Annotated in this window: 22 protein-coding genes, 3 tRNA genes and 1 pseudogene; 25 read left to right on the top strand and 1 reads right to left on the bottom strand. The window is 58.0% G+C overall.

The window, feature by feature from the left end:
- Nucleotides 1-49: 49 nt before the first annotated feature.
- On the top strand, nt 50-952 hold the full coding sequence (locus AC07U5_RS09160; protein ID WP_494722813.1) for a DMT family transporter: 903 nt from the start codon (nt 50-52) through the stop codon (nt 950-952).
- Between the two features lie 729 nt (nt 953-1681).
- Here the strand turns inward: AC07U5_RS09160 and AC07U5_RS09155 are convergent.
- Nucleotides 1682-1757: transfer RNA gene (locus AC07U5_RS09155), tRNA-Val, on the bottom strand.
- A gap of 652 nt (nt 1758-2409) precedes the next feature.
- Between AC07U5_RS09155 and AC07U5_RS09150 the strand changes: the two genes are divergently transcribed.
- The 24 genes and pseudogenes from AC07U5_RS09150 (at nt 2410) to AC07U5_RS09035 (ending at nt 25385) form a co-directional block, all read left to right on the top strand.
- A tRNA-Asp gene (locus AC07U5_RS09150) sits at nt 2410-2486 on the top strand.
- A 43-nt stretch (nt 2487-2529) separates the two neighbouring features.
- Nucleotides 2530-2606, top strand: a tRNA-Asp gene (locus AC07U5_RS09145).
- 421 nt (nt 2607-3027) lie between these two features.
- Entirely contained in the window at nt 3028-3393 is a 366-nt protein-coding gene (locus AC07U5_RS09140) for an NADH-quinone oxidoreductase subunit A (protein WP_062425542.1), read from the top strand.
- Nucleotides 3384-3968 (top strand): NuoB/complex I 20 kDa subunit family protein, encoded by a 585-nt coding sequence (locus AC07U5_RS09135; protein ID WP_062437779.1) that lies wholly within the window; start codon nt 3384-3386, stop codon nt 3966-3968. The genes AC07U5_RS09140 and AC07U5_RS09135 overlap by 10 nt, the downstream gene beginning before the upstream one ends.
- Nucleotides 3969-3985: 17 nt before the next feature.
- Entirely contained in the window at nt 3986-4588 is a 603-nt protein-coding gene (locus AC07U5_RS09130; protein ID WP_062437778.1) for an NADH-quinone oxidoreductase subunit C, read from the top strand.
- Nucleotides 4585-5016 carry a GFA family protein gene (locus AC07U5_RS09125; RefSeq protein ID WP_062437776.1) on the top strand — a complete coding sequence of 144 codons (432 nt, stop codon included), beginning with the start codon at nt 4585-4587 and terminating at the stop codon, nt 5014-5016. Before AC07U5_RS09130 ends, AC07U5_RS09125 begins: the two co-directional genes overlap by 4 nt.
- The gene (locus AC07U5_RS09120; RefSeq protein ID WP_062425538.1) at nt 5016-6206 is read left to right on the top strand and encodes an NADH-quinone oxidoreductase subunit D; all 1191 of its coding nucleotides are present in this window, start codon (nt 5016-5018) and stop codon (nt 6204-6206) included. Before AC07U5_RS09125 ends, AC07U5_RS09120 begins: the two co-directional genes overlap by 1 nt.
- Nucleotides 6207-6208: 2 nt before the next feature.
- Nucleotides 6209-6463, top strand: coding sequence for a hypothetical protein (locus AC07U5_RS09115; protein WP_494723277.1), 255 nt, complete (start codon nt 6209-6211; stop codon nt 6461-6463).
- A 16-nt stretch (nt 6464-6479) separates the two neighbouring features.
- A pseudogene (gene nuoE, locus AC07U5_RS09110) lies at nt 6480-7286 on the top strand (NADH-quinone oxidoreductase subunit NuoE); the annotation flags it as partial.
- A gap of 17 nt (nt 7287-7303) precedes the next feature.
- On the top strand, nt 7304-8608 hold the full coding sequence (nuoF, locus tag AC07U5_RS09105; RefSeq protein WP_062425536.1) for an NADH-quinone oxidoreductase subunit NuoF: 1305 nt from the start codon (nt 7304-7306) through the stop codon (nt 8606-8608).
- 159 nt (nt 8609-8767) lie between these two features.
- Entirely contained in the window at nt 8768-10849 is a 2082-nt protein-coding gene (gene nuoG, locus AC07U5_RS09100) for an NADH-quinone oxidoreductase subunit NuoG (protein WP_062437772.1), read from the top strand.
- Between the two features lie 12 nt (nt 10850-10861).
- Nucleotides 10862-11905, top strand: coding sequence for an NADH-quinone oxidoreductase subunit NuoH (nuoH, locus tag AC07U5_RS09095; protein WP_062425534.1), 1044 nt, complete (start codon nt 10862-10864; stop codon nt 11903-11905).
- Between the two features lie 39 nt (nt 11906-11944).
- A complete protein-coding gene (gene nuoI / locus AC07U5_RS09090) occupies nt 11945-12436 on the top strand; it encodes an NADH-quinone oxidoreductase subunit NuoI (protein WP_003502385.1) in 492 nt (163 codons plus the stop codon).
- A gap of 137 nt (nt 12437-12573) precedes the next feature.
- Entirely contained in the window at nt 12574-13188 is a 615-nt protein-coding gene (locus tag AC07U5_RS09085; protein ID WP_062425533.1) for an NADH-quinone oxidoreductase subunit J, read from the top strand.
- A 29-nt stretch (nt 13189-13217) separates the two neighbouring features.
- A complete protein-coding gene (gene nuoK / locus AC07U5_RS09080; protein WP_062425532.1) occupies nt 13218-13526 on the top strand; it encodes an NADH-quinone oxidoreductase subunit NuoK in 309 nt (102 codons plus the stop codon).
- 7 nt (nt 13527-13533) lie between these two features.
- A complete protein-coding gene (gene nuoL / locus AC07U5_RS09075; RefSeq protein WP_494722812.1) occupies nt 13534-15531 on the top strand; it encodes an NADH-quinone oxidoreductase subunit L in 1998 nt (665 codons plus the stop codon).
- The gene (locus AC07U5_RS09070; RefSeq protein WP_062425530.1) at nt 15531-17042 is read left to right on the top strand and encodes an NADH-quinone oxidoreductase subunit M; all 1512 of its coding nucleotides are present in this window, start codon (nt 15531-15533) and stop codon (nt 17040-17042) included. The genes nuoL and AC07U5_RS09070 overlap by 1 nt, the downstream gene beginning before the upstream one ends.
- 18 nt (nt 17043-17060) lie before the next feature.
- The gene (nuoN, locus tag AC07U5_RS09065) at nt 17061-18503 is read left to right on the top strand and encodes an NADH-quinone oxidoreductase subunit NuoN (RefSeq protein ID WP_062426130.1); all 1443 of its coding nucleotides are present in this window, start codon (nt 17061-17063) and stop codon (nt 18501-18503) included.
- Nucleotides 18504-18529: 26 nt separating this feature from the next.
- On the top strand, nt 18530-19270 hold the full coding sequence (locus AC07U5_RS09060) for a biotin--[acetyl-CoA-carboxylase] ligase (protein WP_494723276.1): 741 nt from the start codon (nt 18530-18532) through the stop codon (nt 19268-19270).
- Nucleotides 19271-19465: 195 nt separating this feature from the next.
- A complete protein-coding gene (locus AC07U5_RS09055) occupies nt 19466-21133 on the top strand; it encodes a ribonuclease J (protein WP_062425529.1) in 1668 nt (555 codons plus the stop codon).
- A 103-nt stretch (nt 21134-21236) separates the two neighbouring features.
- Nucleotides 21237-21641, top strand: a complete 405-nt coding sequence (mce, locus tag AC07U5_RS09050) for a methylmalonyl-CoA epimerase (RefSeq protein WP_113179799.1) — start codon at nt 21237-21239, stop codon at nt 21639-21641.
- Between the two features lie 225 nt (nt 21642-21866).
- Nucleotides 21867-22136, top strand: a complete 270-nt coding sequence (locus AC07U5_RS09045) for a DUF1467 family protein (protein WP_111848044.1) — start codon at nt 21867-21869, stop codon at nt 22134-22136.
- Between the two features lie 598 nt (nt 22137-22734).
- Nucleotides 22735-24057 (top strand): proline--tRNA ligase, encoded by a 1323-nt coding sequence (gene proS / locus AC07U5_RS09040; RefSeq protein WP_494722811.1) that lies wholly within the window; start codon nt 22735-22737, stop codon nt 24055-24057.
- A 20-nt stretch (nt 24058-24077) separates the two neighbouring features.
- Nucleotides 24078-25385 (top strand): lipoprotein-releasing ABC transporter permease subunit, encoded by a 1308-nt coding sequence (locus AC07U5_RS09035; RefSeq protein ID WP_062437764.1) that lies wholly within the window; start codon nt 24078-24080, stop codon nt 25383-25385.
- Nucleotide 25386 lies beyond the last annotated feature (1 nt).

Genomic DNA, 25386 nt, shown 5'->3' with positions numbered 1-25386 from the left:
TCCTCATCTGTCCTGATTTGTGTTGGTCCTTTGGAAAAGGAAACATGACATGAATCAGAGCTCCGTTTCGCTCTTCCGCTCCCGGGCCGTTCTCGGCGCCGGTTTTATGGTTCTGGCGGGTATCGCTTTCGCCGCACTCAACGTCGTCACCCAGGAACTTGCCATGACGCTCGGCTTTCCGCCGGCGTCCACAGCTTTCTGGCAATATGGTTTCGCGCTCATCCTCTCGCTGCCCTTGCTGGTTCGGCTAGGCCTGCGCGCAATGAAGACCGATTATCCCTTCCGGCACATCTTCCGTGTCCTGCTTGCTGCTTTCGGTGTTCAGGCCTGGGTGACGGGACTGGTGACAGTGCCGATCTGGCAGGCGATCGCGCTTGTCATGACCTCGCCCTTCTTCATCATCATCGGCGCTCGGCTCTTCCTGGGTGAAACCGTCGGCCGCGACAGATGGCTTGCAACACTCACGGGTTTCATTGGCGCGATGATCATCCTGCAGCCATGGTCGGACAGCTTTACCAAGGCCGCGCTGCTGCCTGTGCTTTCGGCATTGCTGTGGGGTGGATCGTCATTGATCATGAAGAACCTCACGCATCACGAGCCGCCCGAGACGGTGACCGTCTGGCTCCTCGTCCTGCTGACGCCCATCAATGCGGGCCTTGCCGCAGCCTCTGGCTTTGCTGTTCCGGAGGGTCTTGCGCTCTGGCTGCTGCTTACGGCAGGGCTGCTGACGGCGCTTGGGCAATATCTCCTGACGCTCGCTTACAACGCGGCTGATGCGGCCTATGTGCAGCCCTTTGATGATCTGAAGCTACCGTTGAACGTTCTTGCAGGCTGGCTGGTGTTTGGCTACGCACCGAGCGGCTATCTCTGGCTGGGTGCTACTCTTATCCTCTTCGCGTCACTCTTCCTCATGCTGCGTGAAGCCGGCAAGGAAGCGGTGCCCATCTCGTGACGGAAAATGCAACCACACCGGGCGCGCTACGCCCGGTGCCATGGCCAAACGCCTAAGGCATCGACCCGAACATCGAAATCGATGTTCGGAAAAGCACGATGCATAAAGTCAAAGACTGAGACGCGTCCTCTGTGCGCCCCATAGGACGCATGTCGCGCCAACCGCTCGTCAGGCGTCGAAGGTGCTCTTCTCCGATGGGATTCGCCGAGGGGAGAGCACGCATAGGACATGAGCGGCAGCAAGCCGTCCACAAGGCACATGCGAATGACCTTCGATCAGTGCGAAAACGTCTGTAGGAAAGGGCGTCGTTTTTTAAAGTGAGGTGAGTTTCATAAGCTCATCGCTGCTTGTCCTGATTCTCCGAATCGTACTGAACCCATCGGAAAAAGAAATAAATCGGCAAGGCAATAAGCGCCAGGGTGGCGAGCGTGTGTACTGACATGGTTCATCCCATTACTCGCGTCTTCATCATGAGGACGACGAGATACTTATGGTGCGAAACCTCTTTATAATTCTTGAATCGCTCGATGAGCGGACTGTCCGATTCTGGGACAGGGCGTGGAGCAACAAACGCGGAGTCAAACTGAGCTGGCTCAAGCATCGCCGGTTGCTCGGATCATCAGCGAGCGACACACACCAGCACCAGCAGAGCTCGACAAAGGTAGTGCGAGATCAGGGCTGTCGAAGAGACAGCCATTTAAGTTTAAGTCGTGACATCTGGGAAGAAAATGGTGGGCGATGAGAGACTCGAACTCCCGACATCCTCGGTGTAAACGAGGCGCTCTACCAACTGAGCTAATCGCCCTTCGCGTCTTGCAGATCGTGTCTGCCGCGTCGGTGGCCGTGATCTATTCGGATCGGATGGAAACCGCAAGAGCCTTTGTGAAGTTTTTTTGTTTTTTCCGTTTTTTTGTCGCGGTGCGAAAGGCGAGTGATTTGGCGGCCACGCAAATTTCCTACGCTATATCAGCTGTTTACCGTCCAGGGACCAACCAGGTGTTTCTGATAAACCCAACCGCCCGACGCCAGTGACCTACGAAGCCTGCGATAGCGGAGCCACCACTCTATCCTCGGATGGACCTATCTTTCTTTTCCGCGCGATGACGAGTCAGGCCCAAGACAATCGGGACGCGCTAAGGTCCGAAACGGCACAATGTTTGGAGGAGAAAAGGGGAGGAGCCCTCGTCATGGATTCGCGTCAAAGGAGGCGACTCGAGAATGGTCTCCAAGAGTAATAGCGCGGTCTGTGGATAAGATGTTTGAGTTGCACAATTGCGGTTGCTTCGTCGATGGCCCGGAAAGCTGGGCTTTTGGAAGCTGGTCCCATGGCAAAATGCACAAGCTTATCCTTTTGTCGTGAAAGCTGCTTGACACCCCCACACGAACGCCTTAGTTAGCCGCTCAACGAACAGCCGAGGCGGTTCGTGCAGCGAGGTGGAAGCCTCCTGTCAGGAGATGCGGGTGTAGCTCAGTCGGTTAGAGTGCCGGCCTGTCACGCCGGAGGTCGCGGGTTCGAGCCCCGTCACTCGCGCCATCCTGTCCCTCGGAACTCTACGAACGCCAAGCGTTCGTCATGCGCGGGTGTAGCTCAGTCGGTTAGAGTGCCGGCCTGTCACGCCGGAGGTCGCGGGTTCGAGCCCCGTCACTCGCGCCACTTTTTTTCTACCTCCATTGCTATATCTGCGATCAGCAGGGCGCGGTTTGCACCGCAAGATTTAGTCAATTTCGCCTTACTCAACCGGTCAAATTGTTCCGCCGGAAAGTCCAGTTTTCGCTCTTCCTCGGTGTCATAAAACGTTACCGCACGGCACAAAAATATGTGACGATTTAAAAGAGCGCTTTAAACGATTTTTGTCGATGTTTCTTAAGTATTTAGCTATATGTCGAATGGCCAGAGCATCGGCTGTTTGACATTACCGTGTCTAATCCGTGGCGGGATTGGCGCGAAAAGGTGCTTAAACCCTTGCAGAGATGGCGCGGCTGCGCTAACCACTGCGGCGTTGCAACACAATTCGGCCCTGCGGAACGTCAGTTCCAAATGGGTGCCCGACGCTCGGTCGGGCAAGGAAGAGACAATGACTGAACTCCTCAGTTCCTATATTCCGATCGCAATCTTCATCGGTATCGCACTCGTCATCGGCCTGGCGCTGTTGATCGCGCCTTTCGCGGTTGCTTACAAGAATCCCGATCCTGAGAAGCTTTCCGCATTCGAATGCGGCTTCAACGCGTTTGACGACGCTCGCATGAAGTTCGACATTCGATTCTATCTCGTTTCGATCCTTTTCATCATCTTCGACCTGGAAGTCGCCTTCCTGTTCCCGTGGGCAGTATCCTTCGGTGAAATCGGCTGGTTTGGCTTCTGGTCCATGATGGTGTTTCTGGCCGTTCTGACCATCGGCTTCATCTATGAATGGAAGAAGGGAGCGCTGGAATGGGCGTAGTTCAAAACGACTCGACGCTTGTCGCGCAAAAGCCCAAGGGCATTATCGATCCATCGACCGGCAAGCCGGTCGGTAGCGATGATGCTTACTTCAGCGAAATCAATGACGAATTGGCCGACAAGGGCTTTCTCGTCACCTCGACCGACGAGCTCATCACCTGGGCGCGCACCGGCTCGCTGATGTGGATGCAGTTCGGTCTGGCCTGCTGCGCCGTCGAAGGTCTGATGCAGGCTTCTGGCCCGCGTTACGACATGGAGCGCTTCGGCGTTGCCCCACGCGCCTCACCGCGCCAGTCGGACGTCATGATCGTTGCCGGCACGCTCACCAACAAGATGGCGCCCGCACTGCGCAAGGTCTATGACCAGATGCCGGAGCCGCGCTACGTCATCTCCATGGGCTCCTGTGCCAATGGCGGCGGCTACTATCACTATTCCTACGCCGTCGTTCGCGGTTGCGACCGTGTCGTGCCAGTCGATATTTACGTGCCGGGCTGTCCCCCCACGGCGGAAGCACTGCTTTACGGCGTGCTTCTGCTGCAGAAGAAAATCCGCCGCACAGGCACGATCGAGCGTTAAGGGCAGAGGACTGAAGAATGAGCGAAGCTCTTAACGATTTCGCGGCCTATGTGCAGGAAGCGCGCGGCTCTCTTATCGAGTCGCATGCCATCGCTTATGGCGAGTTGACGCTGAACACGACGCCGGAAAACATCATCGCGCTTCTGACTTTCCTGCGTGACGATGTGCAGTGTGGGTTCGTCAACATCATCGATATCTGCGGCGTTGACTGGCCGCAGCGCGAAAAGCGCTTCGATGTCGTCTATCATCTGCTGTCTCCGCGTCAGAACCTGCGCGTTCGCATCAAGCTTCAAGTGGCCGAAGACGAGGGCGTACCGTCTGCGACGTCCGTTTTCTACGGCGCTGAGTGGTTCGAGCGCGAAGCCTGGGACATGTATGGTATTCCGTTTGAAGGCCACTCGGATCTTCGCCGTATCCTGACCGATTATGGCTTCGAAGGTCATCCGCTTCGCAAGGATTTTCCGCTCACTGGTTTCGTCGAAGTGCGCTACGATGACGTCCAAAAGCGCGTTCTTTACGAGCCCGTGGAGTTGAAGCAGGAATTCCGCAGCTTCGATTTCCTCTCGCCTTGGGAAGGAACGGATTACGTTCTTCCGGGTGACGAAAAGGCCAAGCAATGAGCGAAGCAGTTTCCACAGAGCAGGGACAATGTCTTTGCGGCGCCGTTCGCATGCAAGCAACGATCGGCGCCCGGGAAATGGGTGCATGCCATTGCTCCATGTGCCGTCGCTGGTCCGGCGGTGTTTTCCTCGCTGTTGAATGCAAGTCCGTCTCTGTAGAGAATGCCGAGGCGCTCGGCGTCTATTCGTCGTCCGAATGGGGCGAGCGCTGCTTCTGCAAGACATGCGGCAGCACGGTGATGTGGCGCTCCAAGGATGGCGCGCATTTTGCCGTTTCCGCCCAGCTCTTCAACGATCCGTCCAGCTTCACGCTGGCATCCGAGATCTTCATTGACGAAAAGCCGACAAGCTATTCGTTCGCCGAGGCCACCAAGAAAATGACCGGCCCCGAATTCATCGCCATGATCACGTCGGCGGAGCAACACTGATGACTGAACATAATGTTCGCAATTTTACGATCAACTTCGGTCCGGAACATCCGTCCGCGCACGGCGTGCTGCGTCTCGTTCTGGAACTGGACGGCGAAATCGTTGAGCGAGTCGATCCGCATATCGGCCTGCTGCATCGCGGCACCGAAAAGCTGATCGAAGCAAAGACCTATCTTCAGGCTGTTCCTTACTTCGATCGCCTCGACTACGTCGCGCCGATGAACCAGGAGCACGCCTTTGCGCTTGCTGTCGAACGGCTCCTCGGGCTTGAAATCCCGATGCGCGGTCAGTTGATCCGCGTTCTCTATTCCGAAATCGGCCGCATCCTCTCGCACATCATGAACGTCACGACTCAGGCCATGGACGTTGGTGCCATGACGCCGCCGGTCTGGGGCTTCGAAGAGCGCGAAAAGCTGATGGTGTTCTATGAGCGTGCATCGGGTGCGCGCATGCACGCTGCCTATTTCCGTCCAGGCGGCGTCCACCAGGACATTCCGCAGGAACTGGTCGACGATATCGGCAAGTGGTGCGATCCGTTCATCACGGTTCTCGACAACATCGAGGGCCTGCTCACCGACAACCGTATCTACAAGCAGCGCAACGTCGATATCGGCGTCGTGTCGCTCGAAGATGCGTTTGCCTGGGGCTTTACCGGCGTCATGGTTCGTGGTTCGGGTGCAGCCTGGGACCTGCGCCGTGCGCAGCCCTACGAGTGCTACTCCGATCTCGACTTCGATATTCCGGTCGGCAAGAATGGCGACTGCTACGACCGTTACCTGATCCGCATGCAGGAAATGCGCGAATCGGTGAAGATCATGAAGCAGTGCGTCGAGCTTCTCTCGGGCAAGCATCGCATCGGTGCGGTCTCGTCGCTCGACGGCAAGGTCGTGCCGCCGAAGCGTGGTGAGATGAAGCGCTCTATGGAAGCGCTGATCCATCACTTCAAGCTCTATACCGAAGGCTATCACGTTCCGGCTGGCGAAGTGTATGCGGCCGTCGAAGCGCCGAAGGGCGAATTTGGCGTCTATGTTGTGGCCGATGGCACCAACAAGCCGTATCGTTGTAAGATCCGTGCTCCGGGCTATGCCCACCTGCAGGCGATGGACTTCCTCTGCAAGGGCCACCAGCTCGCTGACGTGACCGCCGTTCTCGGCTCTCTCGACATCGTGTTCGGGGAGGTCGATCGCTGATGATGCGTCTGCCGCTCGCCATATCGGCTTTGCTTGCAGCCACGGGACCGCTCTTCGCCCAAACGGCGACGAGCGAGGTTTCGTCAGGCGCAAGCGGCGGCAGTTCCACCATCAAGCAGCTGCTGGATCTGGGATACGAGATCAAGTCCTCGCTTCCCAACGGCAGCAAATTCATTGTGTTTATGCAAAAAGACAAAGCGGCTTATGCTTGCGAGTTCGTCACGGTGGCGAGATCGCGGTGTGAGTCGTTAAATTGATGAGGCGTGAGGAAGTATGTCCGTTCGTCGACTAGCCGAAGATCAGGTCCAGCCCGCAAGCTTCGCATTCAATGCGGAGAACACGACGTGGGCGGAAAAGACGATCAAGAAATATCCGGAAGGACGCCAGCAGTCTGCGGTCATCCCGCTGCTGATGCGCGCCCAGGAGCAGGACGGCTGGGTGACCCGCGCCGCCATCGAGAAGGTCGCCGAGATGCTGGATATGGCCTATATCCGCGTTCTCGAAGTGGCGACATTCTATACGCAGTTCCAGATCAAGCCGGTGGGCACCAAGGCTCATATCCAGGTCTGCGGCACGACGCCTTGCATGCTGCGTGGCTCTGAAGCGCTGATGGATGTCTGCCGTCACAAGATCCACCACGATCCGCTGCACACCAATGAGAGCGGCACGCTGTCTTGGGAAGAAGTGGAATGTCAGGGCGCCTGCGTCAACGCGCCGATGGTCATGATCTTCAAGGACGCTTACGAGGATCTGACGCCTCATCGCCTCGAAGAGATCATCGATGCCTTCGAAGCAGGCAAGGGCGATACCGTCAAGCCCGGTCCGCAGATCGACCGTCATCTGTCGGCACCCGTTGGTCCGCTGACGACGCTGACGGAAGAGACCAAGCCGGATCGCTCCAATCTCGACAAGAAGGACGAGCCTGCGCCAGACGCTGCGCAAACGCCGGCTTCCAACGCCGCAAAGCCGAAGACGGATACGCCGGAAACAGATCCGAAGCTGAAGACACCTGCGACGGAGCCTAAGGCTGCAGCGGAAAATGCCAAGGCTGCCGACACCAACAGCGATGCCAAGAAGTCGCAGTGAGAGGTTGAACCATGCTGAAAGATCAAGATCGTATCTTCACCAATCTCTACGGCCTTAAGGACAAGTCGCTTAAGGGCAACATGGCGCGCGGCCATTGGGATGGCACAAAGCAGATCATCGAAAAGGGCCGTGACTGGATCATCAACGAGATGAAGGCTTCGGGCCTTCGTGGTCGTGGTGGTGCAGGCTTCCCGACCGGCTTGAAGTGGTCCTTCATGCCGAAGGAAAGCGATGGTCGCCCGCATTACCTTGTCGTCAACGCTGACGAGTCCGAGCCCGGCACCTGTAAGGACCGCGAAATCCTGCGCCACGATCCGCATACGCTGATCGAAGGTTGCGTGATCGCCGGTTTCGCCATGGGCGCTCACACGGCTTATATCTATGTGCGCGGCGAATATATGCGTGAGCGCGAAGCGCTTCAGGCAGCCATCGACGAGTGCTACGATGCTGGCCTGTTGGGTGTAAACAACAAGAACGGCTGGGATTTCGATATCTACGTTCACCACGGCGCAGGTGCCTATATCTGCGGCGAGGAAACCGCACTGCTCGAAAGCCTGGAAGGCAAGAAGGGCCAGCCACGCCTGAAGCCGCCATTCCCGGCGAATATGGGTCTTTATGGCTGCCCGACCACGGTCAACAACGTCGAGTCGATTGCCGTTGCGCCAACGATCCTGCGTCGCGGTGCCTCCTGGTTCTCATCGATCGGTCGTCCGAATAATGTCGGCACCAAGCTGTTCATGGTCTCCGGCCATGTCGAGCGCCCATGCACCTTCGAGGATGCGCTGGGTGTGTCGTTCAAGGAACTGATCGAGCGTCACTGTGGCGGTATTCGTGGTGGCTGGGACAATCTTCTCGGCGTCATTCCAGGCGGCGCATCCTGCCCCATCGTTCGCGGTGAGGACATGAAGGACGCCATCATGGACTTCGACGGCATGCGCGAAGTGAAGTCGTCCTTCGGTACCGGCGGCATGATCGTCATGGACAAGTCGACCGACGTCATCAAGGCGATTGCCCGCATCGCGGCCTTCTTCAAGCATGAGAGCTGCGGCCAGTGCACCCCTTGCCGTGAAGGCACGGGCTGGATGTGGCGTGTTCTCGAGCGCATGGTCAAGGGCAACGCACAGAAGCGCGAAATCGACATGCTCTTCGAAGTGACGAAGCAGATCGAAGGCCACACCATCTGCGCGCTCGGCGATGCGGCCGCGTGGCCGGTTCAGGCGCTGATCCGTAATTTCCGTCCGGAAATCGAAAAGCGCATCGACCAATATACCTACAGAGCCATGGATGATGGCGCTGTAATGGAAGCTGCCGAGTAACGTGTACGGCGGCTGACAAGGCCAGGGACCGGGTTTCACCGATCCCGAAAATCATTTAAGCATCCGGTCGAATCTCAATGATGCGGCAAGATGCGATCGGGATTTGTCGTGGACCGCGGTTTTGGCGGGACGGACAGGCAACAGGACGTAAGTAGAACCATGACAAAGCTCAAGGTTGACGGTAAAGAGATCGAGGTTCCGGATCATTTCACGCTGCTTCAGGCGTGTGAGGAGGCTGGTGCCGAAGTTCCGCGCTTTTGTTTTCATGAGCGTTTGTCGGTAGCCGGTAACTGCCGCATGTGTCTGATCGAGGTGAAGGGCGGACCGCCCAAGCCCGCAGCCTCCTGTGCCATGGGTGTGCGCGATATTCGCGGCGGCCCGAATGGCGAACTGCCGGAAGTGTTCACCAACACGCCGATGGTCAAGAAGGCCCGTGAAGGCGTGATGGAATTCCTGCTCATCAACCACCCGCTGGATTGCCCGATCTGCGACCAGGGCGGCGAATGCGACCTGCAGGACCAGGCCATGGCCTTCGGTATCGCCGGTTCGCGCTACTCTGAAAACAAGCGTGCGGTTGAAGACAAGTATATCGGCCCGCTCGTCAAGACGGTGATGAACCGCTGCATTCACTGCACGCGCTGCGTTCGTTTCACCACGGAAGTTGCCGGCATTTCCGAACTCGGTCTGATCGGCCGCGGCGAGGATGCCGAGATCACCACCTATCTCGAGCAGGCAATGACCTCCGAACTGCAGGGCAACGTCGTTGATCTCTGCCCGGTCGGCGCCTTGACCTCCAAGCCTTTCGCCTTCACGGCGCGCCCATGGGAGCTTGGCAAGACCGAAACCATCGACGTGATGGATGCGCTCGGCTCTGCAATCCGTGTGGATACCCGCGGTCGTGAAGTCATGCGTATCATGCCGCGCGTCAACGAATCGATCAATGAAGAGTGGATTTCCGACAAGAGCCGGTTCATCTGGGACGGCTTGAAGACGCAGCGTCTCGATCGTCCTTATGTCCGCAAGGATGGACGCTTGCAGCCTGCCACTTGGGGCGAAGCCTTTGGTGCCATCAAGGCTGCCGTTTCGGCGACGTCTGGCGAAAAGATCGGCGCCATTGCCGGCGATCTTGCCTCCGTCGAGGAAATGTTTGCGCTGAAGTCGCTTCTCGCGTCGCTCGGCTCGACCAATGTCGATTGCCGTCAGGACGGTGCAGCACTCGATCCGTCGCTTGGTCGTGCAAGCTACATCTTCAACACGACGATCCAGGGTATCGAAAAAGCCGATGCGCTGCTGATCATTGGTTCCAACCCGCGCTTCGAAGCGGCCGTCCTCAACGCTCGCATTCGCAAGCGCTGGCGCCGTGGCGGCTTCCCGATCGGCGTGATCGGCGAAGCGGGCGAACTGCGTTACGACTACGAATATCTTGGTGCTGGTACTGATACGCTGACCGATCTGGTCAATGGCTCGGGAAGCTTCCTTGAGAAGCTGAAGCTGGCCAAGAACCCGATGATCATCGTCGGCCAAGGCGCTTTGACGCGCGAAGATGGTGCAGCAATTCTGGCTGATGCGGCAAAGCTTGCTGGAAACATCGGCGCGGTCTCCGAAGCCTGGAACGGCTTCTCCGTTCTGCACACGGCAGCATCGCGCGTCGGCGGTCTCGATCTTGGCTTCGTTCCGGCGGACAAGTCCGCGAACGCTGCTTCGATCGTTGCTTCTTCCGACGTGCTCTTCCTGCTCGGCGCTGATGAGATCGATCTTTCGGCCAAGGCTGCAAAGCTCACCGTCTATATCGGTTCGCACGGCGACAATGGCGCGATGAATGCCGACGTGATCCTGCCGGGTGCTGCCTACACCGAAAAGTCCGGTATCTGGGTCAACACCGAGGGCCGCGTCCAGCTCGGTAACCGCGCGGGCTTTGCTCCCGGCGAAGCGCGTGAAGACTGGGCGATCCTGCGCGCGCTGTCCGATGTTCTCGGCAAGAAGCTGCCATTCGACAGCCTGTCTGGCCTGCGCGCACAGCTTTACATCGCACATCCGCATTTTGCCGATACCGATGAGATTGCTGCGGGCAACGTCCACGACCTGACGGCACTCTCCGGCAAGACCGGCGCTCTTAACAAGGCGGGTTTTGCAACGCCGGTTAAGGATTTCTATTTGACGAACCCGATTGCGAGAGCGTCCGCCGTGATGGCTGAATGCTCCGCATTGGCCCGCAACAATTTCAAGGCTGCGGCAGAGTAAGGGTAGGGGATTATGGACTCGTTTTTCTGGAGCTATGTCTGGCCAGCGCTGATTATTGTCGGCCAGTCTCTGCTGCTTCTCGTTATACTTCTGGTCGCGATTGCGTTTCTGCTTCTGGCGGACCGCAAGATCTGGGCTGCCGTTCAGCTGCGCCGTGGCCCGAACGTCGTTGGTCCCTTCGGTCTCTTCCAGTCCTTTGCTGACTTGTTGAAGTTCATCCTCAAGGAGCCGGTCATTCCGTCCGGTGCCAACAAGGCAGTCTTCCTGCTTGCGCCACTCGTCGCAGTGACGCTCGCTCTAGCCACTTACGCCGTCATCCCGTTCAACCAGGGTTGGGTGATTGCCAACATCAATGTCGGCATTCTCTACATCTTCGCGATTTCGTCGCTCGAAGTGTACGGCATCATCATGGGTGGCTGGGCGTCCAACTCGAAGTACCCGTTCCTCGGCGCGCTGCGTTCCGCCGCGCAGATGGTGTCCTACGAAGTCTCGATCGGTCTCGTCATCGTGACCGTTCTGCTGTGCGTTGGCTCGTTGAACCTGACGGATATCGTCAATGCCCAGCATTCGGGTATCGGTACATCGCTCGGTCTGCCGGCATCGTTCCTCGACTGGCATTGGCTGCCGCTCTTCCCGATGTTCATCGTCTTCTTCATTTCGTCGCTGGCTGAGACCAACCGTCCGCCCTTCGATCTGCCGGAAGCGGAATCGGAACTTGTGGCCGGTCACATGGTGGAGTATGGCTCCACCCCGTACATGATGTTCATGCTGGGCGAATATGCCGCCATCGTTCTGATGTGCTGCCTGACGACCATTCTGTTCCTTGGCGGCTGGCTGCCGATCGTCGATGTGTGGTTCCTGAACTGGGTTCCGGGCATTGTCTGGTTCGTGCTGAAGGGCGTCATGGTGTTCTTCATGTTCGGTCTGGTGAAGGCATTCGTCCCGCGTTACCGCTACGACCAGCTGATGCGTCTAGGCTGGAAGGTCTTCCTTCCGCTGTCGCTTGCCATGGTCGTGATTGTTGCATTCGTACTCAAGCTGACGGCAGGGGCATGATGATGTCCGAACTCCGCGCTTGCAGATTTGGAGGTTGAGATGGCCAGTCTTTCCCAAGCCGTCAATTCGCTGTTCCTCAAGGAATTCGTTGGCGCGATCTTTTTGACCATGCGCCACTTCTTCAAACAGAAGGCAACGGTAAACTATCCTTTCGAAAAGGGCCCGGTCAGCCCGCGCTTCCGTGGTGAGCACGCTCTGCGTCGCTATCCGAACGGCGAAGAGCGCTGCATCGCCTGCAAGCTGTGCGAAGCGATCTGTCCCGCTCAGGCGATCACCATCGAAGCCGGCCCGCGCCGCAACGATGGCACCCGCCGCACGGTTCGTTACGACATCGATATGGTGAAGTGCATCTATTGCGGCTTCTGCCAGGAAGCCTGCCCGGTGGACGCGATCGTCGAAGGCCCGAATTTCGAGTTTGCGACGGAAACCCGCGAAGAACTCTATTTCGACAAGCAGAAGCTTCTCGACAATGGCGATCGCTGGGAGCGTGAAATCGCGCGTAACCTCGCTCTGGATGCCCCTTATCGTTAAGGCTCACTCCATGTCTTCGGAGCTTCTCTCCGGGGATCAAAAAAGATGAAATGCCTGTCGGCGATCGCTGGCGGGAACGAAACGGGCAGGGCGGTCTGAAGGCCGCTTTTGTCCGGTGAGGACAAAAAGGCACCAACATGGGTCTGCACGCTGTATTCTTCTACATCTTCGCTTTCGTCGCCGTGGCGTCTGCGTTTCTGGTCATTGCATCCAAGAACCCGGTTCACTCGGTTCTGTTCCTGATCCTGACCTTCTTCAACGCGGCGGCGCTCTTTCTGCTGACGGGCGCCGAGTTCCTCGGCATGATCCTGCTGGTCGTTTATGTCGGCGCTGTGGCGGTGTTGTTCCTCTTCGTCGTCATGATGCTGGATGTGGATTTTGCCGAGTTGCGTTCCGGTGTGCTGCAATATGCGCCGATCGGTGCCTTGATCGGGGTTATCCTGGCGGCGGAGCTGATCGTCGTCATTGGCGGTAGCGTGCTGAACCCAGAGGCGGCGAAGTCGATTACTATGCCGATCCCGAACCCGGTCGAACGCGCAAACACTGCCGCTCTGGGTGACGTCCTCTATACGAACTACGTCTACTTCTTCCAGCTGGCAGGTCTCGTGCTGCTTGTGGCAATGATCGGCGCCATCGTGCTGACGCTGCGTCACCGCACGGACATCAAGCGTCAGGACATTTCAACGCAGGTCGCCCGCGATCCGAAGACCGCCGTTACGACGGTCAAGGTCAAGCCGGGTCAGGGCCTCTGAGGCGCGAACGGATCCAAGGAACATAGAATATGGAAATCGGTCTTTCCCATTACCTGACGGTCAGCGCGATCCTCTTCACGATCGGCATCTTCGGTATCTTCCTCAACCGGAAGAACGTCATCGTCATCCTCATGTCGATCGAACTCATCCTTCTGGCGGTGAACCTCAACCTCGTCGCCTTCTCATGGGTGCTCAACGACATGGTTGGTCAGGTCTTCGCCCTGTTCATTCTGACTGTTGCTGCTGCAGAAGCGGCCATCGGTCTTGCAATACTCGTAGTCTTCTACCGCAACCGCGGATCGATCGCCGTGGAAGACGTCAATATGATGAAGGGCTGATAAGGCTATGATCTACAAGGCTATCGTCTTTCTTCCGCTGATCGGCTTCCTGATCGCTGGTCTCTTTGGCCGGTCCATCGGCGCCAAGGCCTCGGAATATGTCACCACCGGCCTCATGGTCGTGGTGGCGATCCTCTCCTGGATCGTGTTCTTCGACGTCGCGCTTCTGACCCATGAGGCCGGTGAGGTCATCAAGGTCCCGGTGCTGCGCTGGATCCAGTCCGGCGGCATCGACGTCGAGTGGGCGTTCCGCATCGACACGTTGACCGCCGTCATGTTCGTCGTGGTCAACACGGTGTCCTGTCTGGTGCATCTGTACTCCATCGGGTACATGCATCACGATCCGCATCGTCCGCGCTTCTTCGCCTATCTCTCGCTTTTCACCTTCGCCATGCTGATGCTGGTGACCTCCGACAACCTGCTGCAGATGTTCTTCGGCTGGGAAGGCGTGGGTCTGGCGTCCTATCTGCTGATCGGCTTCTGGTTCAAGAAGCCGTCCGCATCGGCTGCCGCCATGAAGGCCTTCATCGTCAACCGCGTCGGCGACTTCGGCTTCATTCTCGGTATTTCCGGTCTCTTCGTCCTGTTCGGCTCGATCAACTTCGAAACGATCTTCGCGGCTGCTGGTTCCTACCTGCCTGCCGACGGCGCAGCCTCTACCGAAGCGGTCATCAACCTCTTCGGCATGCAGCTCGATAAGGCCCATGCACTGACGGCGGTCTGCCTGCTGCTGTTCATGGGCTCGATGGGTAAGTCGGCTCAGTTCCTGCTGCACACCTGGCTGCCGGACGCCATGGAAGGCCCGACGCCTGTGTCGGCGCTGATCCATGCCGCAACCATGGTGACGGCCGGCGTGTTCCTGGTCGCGCGCATGTCGCCGGTCTTCGAACTGTCGCCGAACGCTTTGATGTTCGTCACGCTGATCGGTGCCATCACGGCCTTCTTTGCAGCGACCGTTGGTCTGGTGCAGAACGACATCAAGCGCGTCATTGCCTATTCGACCTGCTCGCAGCTCGGTTACATGTTCGTGGCACTTGGCGTCGGCGCTTATGGCGCGGCTATTTTCCACCTCTTCACGCACGCCTTTTTCAAGGCATTGCTGTTCCTTTGCGCCGGTTCCGTTATCCACGCGGTGGATGGCGAGCAGGACATGCGTCATATGGGTGGTCTGCGCAAGCATATCCCGATCACCTTCTGGACGATGACCGTTGGCAATCTGGCACTGACAGGCGTCGGTATCCCCGGAACGATGATCGGCTTTGCCGGCTTCTTCTCCAAGGACGTGATCATCGAGTCGTCGTTTGCGTCGCATAGCCCGCTCGCAGGTTTTGCGTTCACAATGCTGGTCGTCGCGGCGCTGTTCACCAGCTTCTATTCCTGGCGCCTGGCGTTCATGACCTTCTTCGGCAAGCCACGTGCTTCCGCCGATGTCATGCACCACGTCCATGAATCGCCGATGGTAATGCTGATCCCGCTCTTCGTCCTGACGATCGGTGCGATCTTTGCCGGTGTCGTGTTCGAAGGCTACTTCTTCGGCAATGAATATGCGGAATTCTGGAAGGGTGCGCTCTTTACGCTTCCGTCCAATGAAATCCTCGAAGAGTTCCACCACGTGCCGCTTTGGGTGAAGTGGAGCCCCTTCGTTGCGATGGTTCTCGGTTTCGTCACCGCCTGGTATTTCTACATCAAGTCGCCGGAAACGCCGAAGCGCCTGGCAGAGACCCATCGCGGCCTCTACCAGTTCCTCTTGAACAAGTGGTACTTCGACGAACTCTACGACTTCCTCTTCGTTCGTTCCGCAAAGGCGCTCGGTCGCTTCCTGTGGAAGAAGGGCGACGTGGCCGTCATCGACGCCTATGGCCCCAACGGTATTGCAGCGCGCGTGGTTGATGTGACCAACCGTGTCGTCCGTCTGCAGTCCGGTTACCTTTATCACTATGCCTTCGCGATGCTGATCGGCATCGCAGCACTAGTCACCTGGATGATGCTCGGGAGTGCCCTCTGATGACCGATTGGCCCATTCTTTCCACGGTCACCTTCCTGCCGCTCGTCGGCGTGGTGCTCCTGCTTCTGACCAATGAGAACGGTCCCTTCGGGCGCCGCAACATTCTCAATGTCTCGCTTCTGACGACGGTGTTCACCTTCATCGTCTCGCTCTTCATCTGGATCGGCTTCGACAATTCGAACCCCGGCTTCCAGATGATCGAGAAGCACAACTGGTTCGGTAACATCGCCGCCTATCACCTGGGCGTCGACGGCATCTCCATGCTCTTCGTCATCCTGACGACGTTCCTCATGCCGTTTTGCGTTCTCGCAAGCTGGGATTCCGTCCAGAAGCGTCTGAAGGAATACATGATTGCCTTCCTTCTTCTGGAAGTCGTCATGGTCGGCGTGTTTGTCGCGCTCGATACCGTTCTCTTCTACGTCTTCTTCGAAGCGACGCTGATTCCGATGTTCATCATCATCGGCGTTTGGGGCGGCAAGGATCGCGTCTACGCATCCTACAAGTTCTTCCTCTACACGCTTCTCGGCTCGGTTCTGACCATGCTCGCCATCATGGCGATGTACTGGCAGGCTGGAACGACGGATATGACCGAGCTTCTCAAGCACGGCTTCCCGGCTGGCATGCAGACCTGGCTCTGGCTTGCCTGCTTCGCGGCCTTTGCCGTCAAGATGCCGATGTGGCCGGTTCATACTTGGCTTCCGGATGCGCACGTTCAGGCGCCGACCGCAGGTTCGGTCATCCTGGCGGGCGTCATGCTGAAGCTCGGTGGTTATGGTTTCATCCGTTTCTCGCTGTCGATGTTCCCGCTGGCATCCGAGCATTTCGCGCCCTTCGTCTTCACGCTGTCGGTGCTTGCCATCATCTACACCTCGCTGGTGGCGATGATGCAGGAAGACATCAAGAAGCTGATTGCCTATTCCTCGGTTGCCCATATGGGTTACGTGACGATGGGTATCTTCGCGGCCAACGTGCAGGGTCTGCAGGGCGCGATCTTCCAGATGCTGTCTCACGGCATCGTGTCGAGTGCACTCTTCCTCTGCGTCGGCGTCGTCTATGATCGCCTCCACACCCGCGAGATTGCGGCCTATGGTGGTCTGGTCAACAACATGCCGAAATATGCCGTGGCTTTCATGGTCTTCACCATGGCCAATGTCGGCCTGCCTGGCACCTCGGGCTTCGTCGGCGAATTTCTGACCATCATCGGCGTATTCCGCGCCAACACCTGGGTGGCCCTCTTTGCCGCAACGGGCGTCATTCTCTCGGCATCCTACGCGCTGTGGCTCTATCGCCGCGTGATTTTCGGTGCACTTGAGAAGGAAAGCCTGAAGGCGATGCTCGATCTCAACACCCGTGAAAAGGTCATCCTTTATCCGCTGGTGGTGCTGACGATCTTCTTCGGCGTCTACCCGGCACCGGTCTTCGATGCGACGGCGGCATCGGTGGATCTCGTGATCAATAATTATACCGCCGCATTGCAGGCAGCGCAGAATGTTGCGCTCTCGCTGAACTGACGACAGGACCCGTTGGATATGACCGCTGAACTTCTTTTTGCCAGTCTGCGCATCGCGACGCCCGAGCTGATCCTTGCGGTCGGTGCGCTGGCGCTGCTCATGATCGGCGTCTTCTCCGGCGACAAGTCGACCAACACTGTGACGGGTCTTGCCGTCGCGCTCTTGGTCGTCGTCGGCCTGTGGATCATCTTCGCTCCTGCAAGCGGAGAAGCCTTCGGTGGCGTCTACGTCGCCGACGCCTTCGGCAACTTCATGAAGATCCTGGCGCTGATCGGTTCCATCGTCGCCATGATCCTCGCGGTTGGCCACAGCCGTGTCGAGCCGATCGGTCGTTTCGAGTATCCGGTGCTTCTGGTTCTGGCGACACTCGGCATTCTGCTGATGATCTCCGCCAACAACCTGATCTCGCTTTACATGGCGCTCGAGCTGCAGTCGCTGGCGCTCTACGTCATCTGCGCGATCAACCGTGAGAGCCTGCGCTCGACCGAAGCCGGTCTGAAATATTTCGTTCTTGGTGCGCTGTCTTCGGGCATGCTGCTCTACGGCATGTCGCTGATCTACGGCTTCACCGGCAATACTGGCTTCCAGGAAATCGCGGCTGTACTGTCCGCCGAAACCCGTTCGCTTGGCGTCGTCTTCGGTCTGGTCTTCGTGTTGGCCGGTCTGGCATTCAAGATTTCCGCCGTTCCTTTCCACATGTGGACGCCGGACGTCTATGAAGGCGCGCCGACCCCGGTCACGGCCTTCCTTGCAGCAGCACCGAAGATCGGTGCCATGGCGATTTTCGTTCGCGTCGTTGTCGACGCCTTCCAGCCTGTCTTCGCCGATTGGCAGCAGATCGTCGTTTTCGTGTCGATCGCATCCATGCTGCTCGGCTCCTTTGCTGCAATCGGTCAGAAGAACATCAAGCGCCTGATGGCCTATTCATCGATCGGTCACATGGGTTACGCCCTTGTCGGTCTCGCGGCCGGAAATGAATCTGGTGTGGCCGGCGTGCTGATTTACATGGCCGTTTACATGGGCATGACGCTCGGTACCTTTGCCTGCATTCTTGCAATGCGTCGCAAGGAAGTCGGCAATGTCGAGAATGTCGACGATCTGGCCGGGCTTTCCTCGACCAACCCCTTCATGGCGCTGGTTTTGACGGCTCTGATGTTCTCGCTGGCTGGTATTCCGCCGCTCGCAGGCTTCTTCGCCAAGTATTATGTCTTCCTCGCGGCCATCGAAGCCAAGCTCTATGCGCTGGCAGTTATCGGTGTGGTCGCATCGGTCGTCGGTGCCTACTACTACCTACGCATCGTCAAGCTCATGTGGTTCGATGATGCCAAGGGTGGCTTTGAAAAGGCCGCTGGCGAGTTGCGGATCGTTTACGCACTCTCCGGCCTCTTCGTCATCGCCTTCATCTTCTTCGGTGGCATGCTCGGCAACGCCGTGACAGCTGCGGCAAAGACGTTCTTTTGAGCGAAAACGCCATGAAACAGCGCCGGATGTCTCTGGATGACTTCCGGCACGAGGCATTGGTGGAGACATCCTCCACCAATGTCGAATGCCTCGCCCGGGCGCGTTCCGGCGATAGCGGCAATCTCTGGATGACCGCAGTCCGTCAGACCGGTGGCAAGGGCCGCCGAGGCAGGCCATGGGTCTCTGAGCCGGGCAATCTCTACGCCTCTCTTCTTCTGATTGAACCCGCACCGGCGGACCGTCTTGGTTCCTTGCCTCTTGCCTTTGCGCTTGCCGTCTACCGCGCGATCCGCGCCGTGCTGCCCTTCGGTGGCGCACCACTGGAAATCAAGTGGCCTAATGATATTCTCATCGGTAGAATGAAGACCTGCGGCATTCTGATGGAAGCGGAGCAACTTACAGATGGGCGCCGCGCGATCGTCATCGGCATCGGCATCAACATCGCCCACAAGCCCGACAATCCGCTCTATCCCGTCACCATGCTGTCGGAGCATGGCGCGTCCTGCGGACCGGACGAGCTCTTTGCTCATCTTTATCGCGAGACCGCCGAGGTTCTCTCGGTCTGGAACGAGGGCAGGGGCGTGAGTGACGTCATGAGGGACTGGCGTGCAGCCGCCTGCGGTATTGGTGAGCATATCACCGTGAACTTTCCAGATCGCTCCATCGGCGGACGCTTTGCCGGGATAGACGATCACGGTTTTCTGTTGCTGGACGAGGATGATGGCCCGAGGCGGGCGATCGCCGCCGGCGACGTTTTCTTCGGCTGAAGCCTCTCGCGCGATCGATCTGCGCGGCCTCGGCTTTTGAGTTTGGAGCATCCCTGCTGCTCGTAGAATCAGGGCGTCCATCCGGTCCGCGTCGGCCCGGCATCTCGGCGTTTCATCAAGTCCGGCGCGGTTGAAGGCAATGGTGGAGCGTGGCGCAAGCGCGCGGCCATTGCCTGTTGCAGATTGGATAATGACATGTCTCAACAAGACGAACTGGTCTTCCTGCCGCTTGGTGGCGTCGGCGAAATCGGCATGAATCTGGCGCTCTATGGGTATGGTCCTGCCGCCAAGCGGCAATGGATCATGGTGGATTGCGGCGTCACCTTCGCAGGCCTCGATCTGCCCGGCGTCGATCTCGTTTTGCCCGATATTCGTTTCATCGAAGCCCAGCGACAGAACCTCAAGGGTATTATCATCACCCATGCTCATGAGGACCATTACGGTGCGCTGAACGATCTTTGGCCTGGCCTCAATGTGCCGGTCTATGCGTCCGGCTTCACTGCTGGCATGCTGGAAGCCAAGCGCAACTATGAGGGCACGCGCGCCGAGATCCCGATCTCGCCATTCAAGGCGGGCGATCGCATCAATCTCGGCCCGTTCGAGATCGAGGCCATCGGCGTCAACCACTCGATCCCCGAACCCATGTCGCTCGTCATCCGCACGCCGCTTGGCAATGTTGTCCACACAGGCGACTGGAAAATCGATGACGCGCCGTCCCTGGGGCCATTGACGGATGAGGCACGCTTCCGCGCCGTTGGCGAGGAAGGCGTTCTGGCACTTCTGTGCGACAGCACCAACGCTGTGCGCGATGGTGTATCTCCGTCGGAGGAGCAGGTTTCCGAAGGCCTGCGCCAGATCATCGAAAATGCCGAAGGGCGTGTGGCGATCACCACCTTCTCGTCCAATGTCGGCCGTATCCGCTCCATCGCCCAGGCTGCGGAGCGCGCGGGTCGCGAAGTGCTGCTGCTCGGCTCGTCGCTGAAGCGTGTCGTTAACGTCTCGCAAGATCTCGGCATCATGGAAGGCATCAAGCCGTTCCTGGCCGAAGATGAGTATGGCTATATTCCCCGCGACAAGGTGGTTGTCATTCTCACTGGCTCGCAGGGTGAGCCGCGTGCCGCACTTGCGAAACTGTCGCGCGATGAGATGCGCAATGTAGCGCTCGCCAAGGGCGACACGGTGGTCTTTTCCTCGCGCGCCATCCCTGGCAACGAAAAGGCCATTCTCGATATCAAGAACGGCCTGATCGAGCAGGGTATCCATATCATCACCGACAATGAAGCTCTGGTGCACGTTTCCGGGCACCCACGCCGCAACGAGCTGCTGCGCATGTATGAGTGGACCAAGCCGCAAATCCTCGTGCCCGTGCATGGCGAAGCAGCGCATCTCGTGGCGCAGAAGGAACTGGCCGAGCAGGCCGGCATTAAGCAGGTCCCCAAGGTCCGCAACGGCAATGTCCTGCGTCTGGCGCCTGGCCCTGCCGAAGTCATCGACGATGCCCCGCATGGCCGCGTCTTCAAGGATGGCCGTCTGGTTGGCGATTTCGAAGAAATGGGCATCGGTGACCGCCGCAAGCTTTCCTTTGCCGGTCACGTCTCGGTCAATGTCGTGCTGGACAGCCGTTACGACTTCCACGGCGATCCGGATGTTGTGCCCTTCGGTCTGCCTGAATTCGACGACGAGGGCGAGGCAATGGAAGACACGCTCTATGACGCCGTTCTCGGCGCCATTGAAAGCATCCCGCGCGCGCGCCGCAAGGATCTGGACCTGCTGCGCGAAGCGGTCCGCCGCGCCGTTCGTGCTGCCGCCAACCAGACCTGGGGCAAAAAGCCGATCGTCACGGTATTCGTGACGAAGATTTGACGATAGGTTCGGTACTGCGCGTATCAGCATAGGTGCAGTACCGAAGACGCTTCGTCCTGCGCGATACGTCGCTATGTTCGGCTGAGAAATCGGGAGGATGACCATGCTTGGACGGATCAATCATATCGCCATTGCTGTGCCCGACCTTGCGGCAGCGACTGCCACCTATCGCGATGTACTCGGTGCTGCGGTCTCGCAAGTGCAGACCCTGCCGGACCACGGGGTGAGGGTGGTGTTCGTCAACCTGCCAAACAGCAAGGTCGAACTGCTTGAGCCGTTGGACGGTAATTCCCCGATCGCGGCCTTTCTCGAAAAGAATCCGTCCGGCGGCATGCATCATATCTGTTACGAGGTAGAGGACATCATCTCCGCCCGCGACAGTTTGAAAGCCGCCGGCGCACGCATACTTGGCGATGGAGAGCCTAAGATCGGCGCCCATGGAAAGCCGGTGCTTTTCCTCCATCCGAAAGATTTCTGCGGTACGCTCGTGGAGTTGGAAGAGATTTGATCGCGGGTCGTGTTTCTAAGGCGCGCGTCTTTGCTTAGAGCGCCATGCGTCTACTTGGACGCACAGAGGGGCCATCTTCTTTGATCTAGGCATCGTGCCTGCCGAAAATCGATTCCGATTTTCGAACCGATGCTGTAGGAATCGTTTGCCTGCTGCTTTGTTTCTTTGGCGCTTCTCCAGCCCTAATGAGACAGGAGATGCGGGTTCTGCTCGGGGAGGTTCTACATGCAGTGGCTGTCGGTTGTTGCCGTTTTTTTCATCGTCTGGTGGACGGTTCTGTTTGTCGTGCTGCCGATTGGGCTCAGAACGCAAATGGACGACGGCGACGTGGCGCTTGGAACCGTCGCAAGCGCGCCGACGCGTTTCCAGGGTGCGAAAATCCTGATCGCCACCACGCTGATCTCGATATTGCTCTGCGCGATCTGGTACGGCGCCACCTGGTACTTCGGTGTCAGCCTCGATGATCTGCCCCGTATTATCCCGGTTTATGACTGAGTTCAGCAGGTGAACGGGCCGCGCCCACGCGCCATGGCGTCACCGTCTGTCATAAGAATGTTGCATTTGGATAGACGGTGATTCGCGCAGAGGCCATAGGGGGGACGCGGATGGATAAGCTGTTTCCCGCCAACCCACTGAAAGAAAATCGATTTCAAGGCAAAAAAAAACAAGGCGATTAAGCCTTGTTTTTCAGTTTCGCGTGATCTGTTTCCGTTTCCGGGGCTGCGAACTAGCGCGCCTAAGATCTCATCCTCCCAAGACTGACCGCGAAGACGGCAGAAATTTAAACTCTCTGCCTCTTTTGTGAGCTAAAACTAGCCCAAAGATTCCACCTTGTCACCACGTTTTTTGCATTTTTGTTACAGTCAGCAAAAAATTTCCTCATGAACATTATGTCGCAGGTGCCCCGCAAAATTATTTCTCCTGAAACCGTTCAGGTGCGAACGTCCTGTTCTCACGCGGATGTGAATGGTGTTTTTGGGACGCCCATCGTGCGGGTTTCCTTCTGCAGGAGAAACGGTTATGTACGGCGCAAATATCCTTTAATTCTGGCGATTCCCGGTAGATGGAGAATCGTCGCACCCAGGACATAGTCATGCGTCTCAGCCGTTATTTTTTGCCCATCCTGAAGGAAAATCCCAAGGAAGCTGAAATCGTCTCTCACCGCCTCATGCTGCGTGCGGGCATGATCCGTCAGCAGAGCCAGGGCATCTACTCTTGGCTACCGCTCGGCAAGCGCGTGATGGACAAGGTGAACCGCATCATCCGGGAAGAGCAGGACCGTTCCGGCGCGATCGAGCTTCTGATGCCGACGCTGCAATCGGCGGAGCTTTGGCAGGAAAGCGGTCGTTATGACGACTACGGCAAGGAGATGCTGCGCATCAAGGACCGCCAGGACCGTCAGATGCTCTACGGCCCGACGAATGAGGAGATGATCACAGACATCTTCCGCTCCTACGTGAAGTCCTACAAGAACCTGCCGCTGAACCTCTATCATATCCAGCTGAAGTTCCGTGACGAAGTGCGTCCGCGTTTTGGCACGATGCGCTCGCGGGAGTTCCTGATGAAGGATGCCTATTCCTTCGACCTGACGAAGGAAGCTGCGATCCATTCCTACAACAAGATGTTCGCCGCCTATCTGCGCACCTTCTCCCGCCTCGGCCTGCGCGCCATTCCGATGCGCGCCGATACCGGCCCGATCGGTGGCAACCACAGCCACGAATTCATCATTCTGGCCGATACGGGTGAATCGGAAGTCTTCTGCCACAAGAGCTTCCTGGAGCAGAGCATTCCCGGCGACGACACCAATTTCGACGACGTTGCCGGTCTGCAGGGCATTTTCGATACATGGACCGCGGACTACGCCGCGACGTCTGAAATGCACGACGAGTCTGCCTTCAACGCGATTCCCGAGGGTGATCGTCTTTCCGCGCGCGGTATCGAAGTCGGTCACATCTTCTATTTCGGCACGAAGTATTCCGAGCCGATGGGTGCCAAGGTTCAGGGTCCCGATGGCAAGGAACATCCCGTCCACATGGGATCCTATGGCATTGGTCCGACACGCCTTGTTCCCGCCATCATTGAAGCCTCGCATGACGAGAACGGAATCATCTGGCCGGCGTCGGTTGCTCCTTTCGATGTCGTCATCATCAACATGAAGGCTGGCGATGCGGCCTGCGACGCGGCATGCGAGAAGCTCTATTACTCGCTGTCCAACGCTGGCAAGGATGTTCTCTACGACGATACCGATGACCGGGCAGGTCAGAAGTTCGCAACGGCCGATCTCATCGGCGTGCCTATGCAGATCATCGTCGGACCGCGCAGCATTGCTGCCGGTGAAGTCGAGGTGAAGGACCGCAAGACGGGCGCACGTGAGAACGTCACGGTCGAAGCGGCAATGAACAGGGTTCTCGGCTGAAAGGCCGACAAGGAGTGGACATGGCAAAAGCCGAGGCTGACAACGGTGCAGTTGCATCCGTGAAGGATGGGGCGGCACGGCCGTTTTCGGCTTTCGAACGCATGGTGGCCTGGCGCTACCTGCGTTCGCGCCGCAAGGAAGCCTTCATATCGGTCATCGCAGGCTTCTCGTTCGTCGGCATCATGCTGGGTGTGGCGACGCTCATCATCGTCATGGCGGTGATGAACGGTTTCCGCACCGAACTGATTTCCCGAATTCTCGGCATCAACGGTCATATGATCGTTCAGCCGATCGATCAGCCCTTCAACAATTACGATGAGCTGGCGAAGAAGTTTGGCGCTATTCCCGGCGTGACGATGGCCTTGCCGCTCGTGGAAGGTCAGACGCTCGCCTCTGGACGCAACGGCGCAGGCAGTGGTGCTTTGGTGCGTGGCGTGCGTCCTGAAGATCTCGAAAAGATCAAGGAGATATCCAGCAACGTCAAAGCCGGCGATCTTGTCGGCTTCATGTCGGGGCAGGGTGTTCTGGTCGGCTCGAGGCTCGCAGCACAGCTCGGCGTGACGGTGGGAGATCAGATCACCCTCATTTCACCGGAAGGTGACGTGACGCCCATGGGCGTCAATCCGCGGGTGAAGTCCTACCCGATCTCCGGTGTCTTCGAGATCGGCATGTCTGAATATGACGCGTCGATGATCTATATGCCGCTTACCGAAGCGCAGCTCTATTTCAATTCCGAGGGCATCGTCCAATCCATCGAGCTCTTCGTCAGCCATCCCGACGATGTCGATAGCATTCGTCCGCTGGTGGAAACCGCGGCAGGGCGGCAGGTCTATATCACCGACTGGCGACAGCGCAACCAGACCTTCTTCTCCGCGCTTCAGGTGGAGCGCAACGTCATGTTCATGATCCTGACGCTGATCGTTCTGGTCGCCGCGCTCAACATCATTTCCGGCCTCATCATGCTGGTAAAGGACAAGGGTAGCGACATCGCCATTCTGCGCACCATGGGGGCGACCTCCGGCGCTGTCATGCGTATCTTCTTCATGACCGGGGCTGCGATCGGCATCGTCGGCACATTTGCGGGCGTAGCGCTTGGCGTTCTCGTCTGTCTGAACGTGGAATCGATCCGCCAGTTCTTCTCCTGGATTACAGGAACCGTTCTCTTCGATCCGCAGCTCTATTTCCTGAGCCAACTGCCGGCGGAGATGGATTTGAGCGAAACGATCACTGTCATCGTCATGGCGCTGACCCTGTCCTTCCTGGCAACGATCTTCCCCGCCTGGCGTGCGTCGAAGCTCGACCCTGTCCAGGCCCTGAGATACGAATAGG

The organism is Agrobacterium sp. GW821-FHT02D03, assembly GCF_059421725.1.
This window is presented reverse-complemented; position numbering and strand designations above follow the sequence as displayed.

Bases quoted from the DNA above. Each gene is read 5' to 3' on its own strand.
- AC07U5_RS09160 (WP_494722813.1), top strand. From the start codon at position 50: ATGAATCAGAGCTCCGTTTCGCTCTTCCGCTCCCGGGCCGTTCTCGGC.
- AC07U5_RS09140 (WP_062425542.1), top strand. From the start codon at position 3,028: ATGACTGAACTCCTCAGTTCCTATATTCCGATCGCAATCTTCATCGGT.
- AC07U5_RS09135 (WP_062437779.1), top strand. From the start codon at position 3,384: ATGGGCGTAGTTCAAAACGACTCGACGCTTGTCGCGCAAAAGCCCAAG.
- AC07U5_RS09130 (WP_062437778.1), top strand. From the start codon at position 3,986: ATGAGCGAAGCTCTTAACGATTTCGCGGCCTATGTGCAGGAAGCGCGC.
- AC07U5_RS09125 (WP_062437776.1), top strand. From the start codon at position 4,585: ATGAGCGAAGCAGTTTCCACAGAGCAGGGACAATGTCTTTGCGGCGCC.
- AC07U5_RS09120 (WP_062425538.1), top strand. From the start codon at position 5,016: ATGACTGAACATAATGTTCGCAATTTTACGATCAACTTCGGTCCGGAA.
- AC07U5_RS09115 (WP_494723277.1), top strand. From the start codon at position 6,209: ATGCGTCTGCCGCTCGCCATATCGGCTTTGCTTGCAGCCACGGGACCG.
- nuoF (WP_062425536.1), top strand. From the start codon at position 7,304: ATGCTGAAAGATCAAGATCGTATCTTCACCAATCTCTACGGCCTTAAG.
- nuoG (WP_062437772.1), top strand. From the start codon at position 8,768: ATGACAAAGCTCAAGGTTGACGGTAAAGAGATCGAGGTTCCGGATCAT.
- nuoH (WP_062425534.1), top strand. From the start codon at position 10,862: ATGGACTCGTTTTTCTGGAGCTATGTCTGGCCAGCGCTGATTATTGTC.
- nuoI (WP_003502385.1), top strand. From the start codon at position 11,945: ATGGCCAGTCTTTCCCAAGCCGTCAATTCGCTGTTCCTCAAGGAATTC.
- AC07U5_RS09085 (WP_062425533.1), top strand. From the start codon at position 12,574: ATGGGTCTGCACGCTGTATTCTTCTACATCTTCGCTTTCGTCGCCGTG.
- nuoK (WP_062425532.1), top strand. From the start codon at position 13,218: ATGGAAATCGGTCTTTCCCATTACCTGACGGTCAGCGCGATCCTCTTC.
- nuoL (WP_494722812.1), top strand. From the start codon at position 13,534: ATGATCTACAAGGCTATCGTCTTTCTTCCGCTGATCGGCTTCCTGATC.
- AC07U5_RS09070 (WP_062425530.1), top strand. From the start codon at position 15,531: ATGACCGATTGGCCCATTCTTTCCACGGTCACCTTCCTGCCGCTCGTC.
- nuoN (WP_062426130.1), top strand. From the start codon at position 17,061: ATGACCGCTGAACTTCTTTTTGCCAGTCTGCGCATCGCGACGCCCGAG.
- AC07U5_RS09060 (WP_494723276.1), top strand. From the start codon at position 18,530: ATGTCTCTGGATGACTTCCGGCACGAGGCATTGGTGGAGACATCCTCC.
- AC07U5_RS09055 (WP_062425529.1), top strand. From the start codon at position 19,466: ATGTCTCAACAAGACGAACTGGTCTTCCTGCCGCTTGGTGGCGTCGGC.
- mce (WP_113179799.1), top strand. From the start codon at position 21,237: ATGCTTGGACGGATCAATCATATCGCCATTGCTGTGCCCGACCTTGCG.
- AC07U5_RS09045 (WP_111848044.1), top strand. From the start codon at position 21,867: ATGCAGTGGCTGTCGGTTGTTGCCGTTTTTTTCATCGTCTGGTGGACG.
- proS (WP_494722811.1), top strand. From the start codon at position 22,735: ATGCGTCTCAGCCGTTATTTTTTGCCCATCCTGAAGGAAAATCCCAAG.
- AC07U5_RS09035 (WP_062437764.1), top strand. From the start codon at position 24,078: ATGGCAAAAGCCGAGGCTGACAACGGTGCAGTTGCATCCGTGAAGGAT.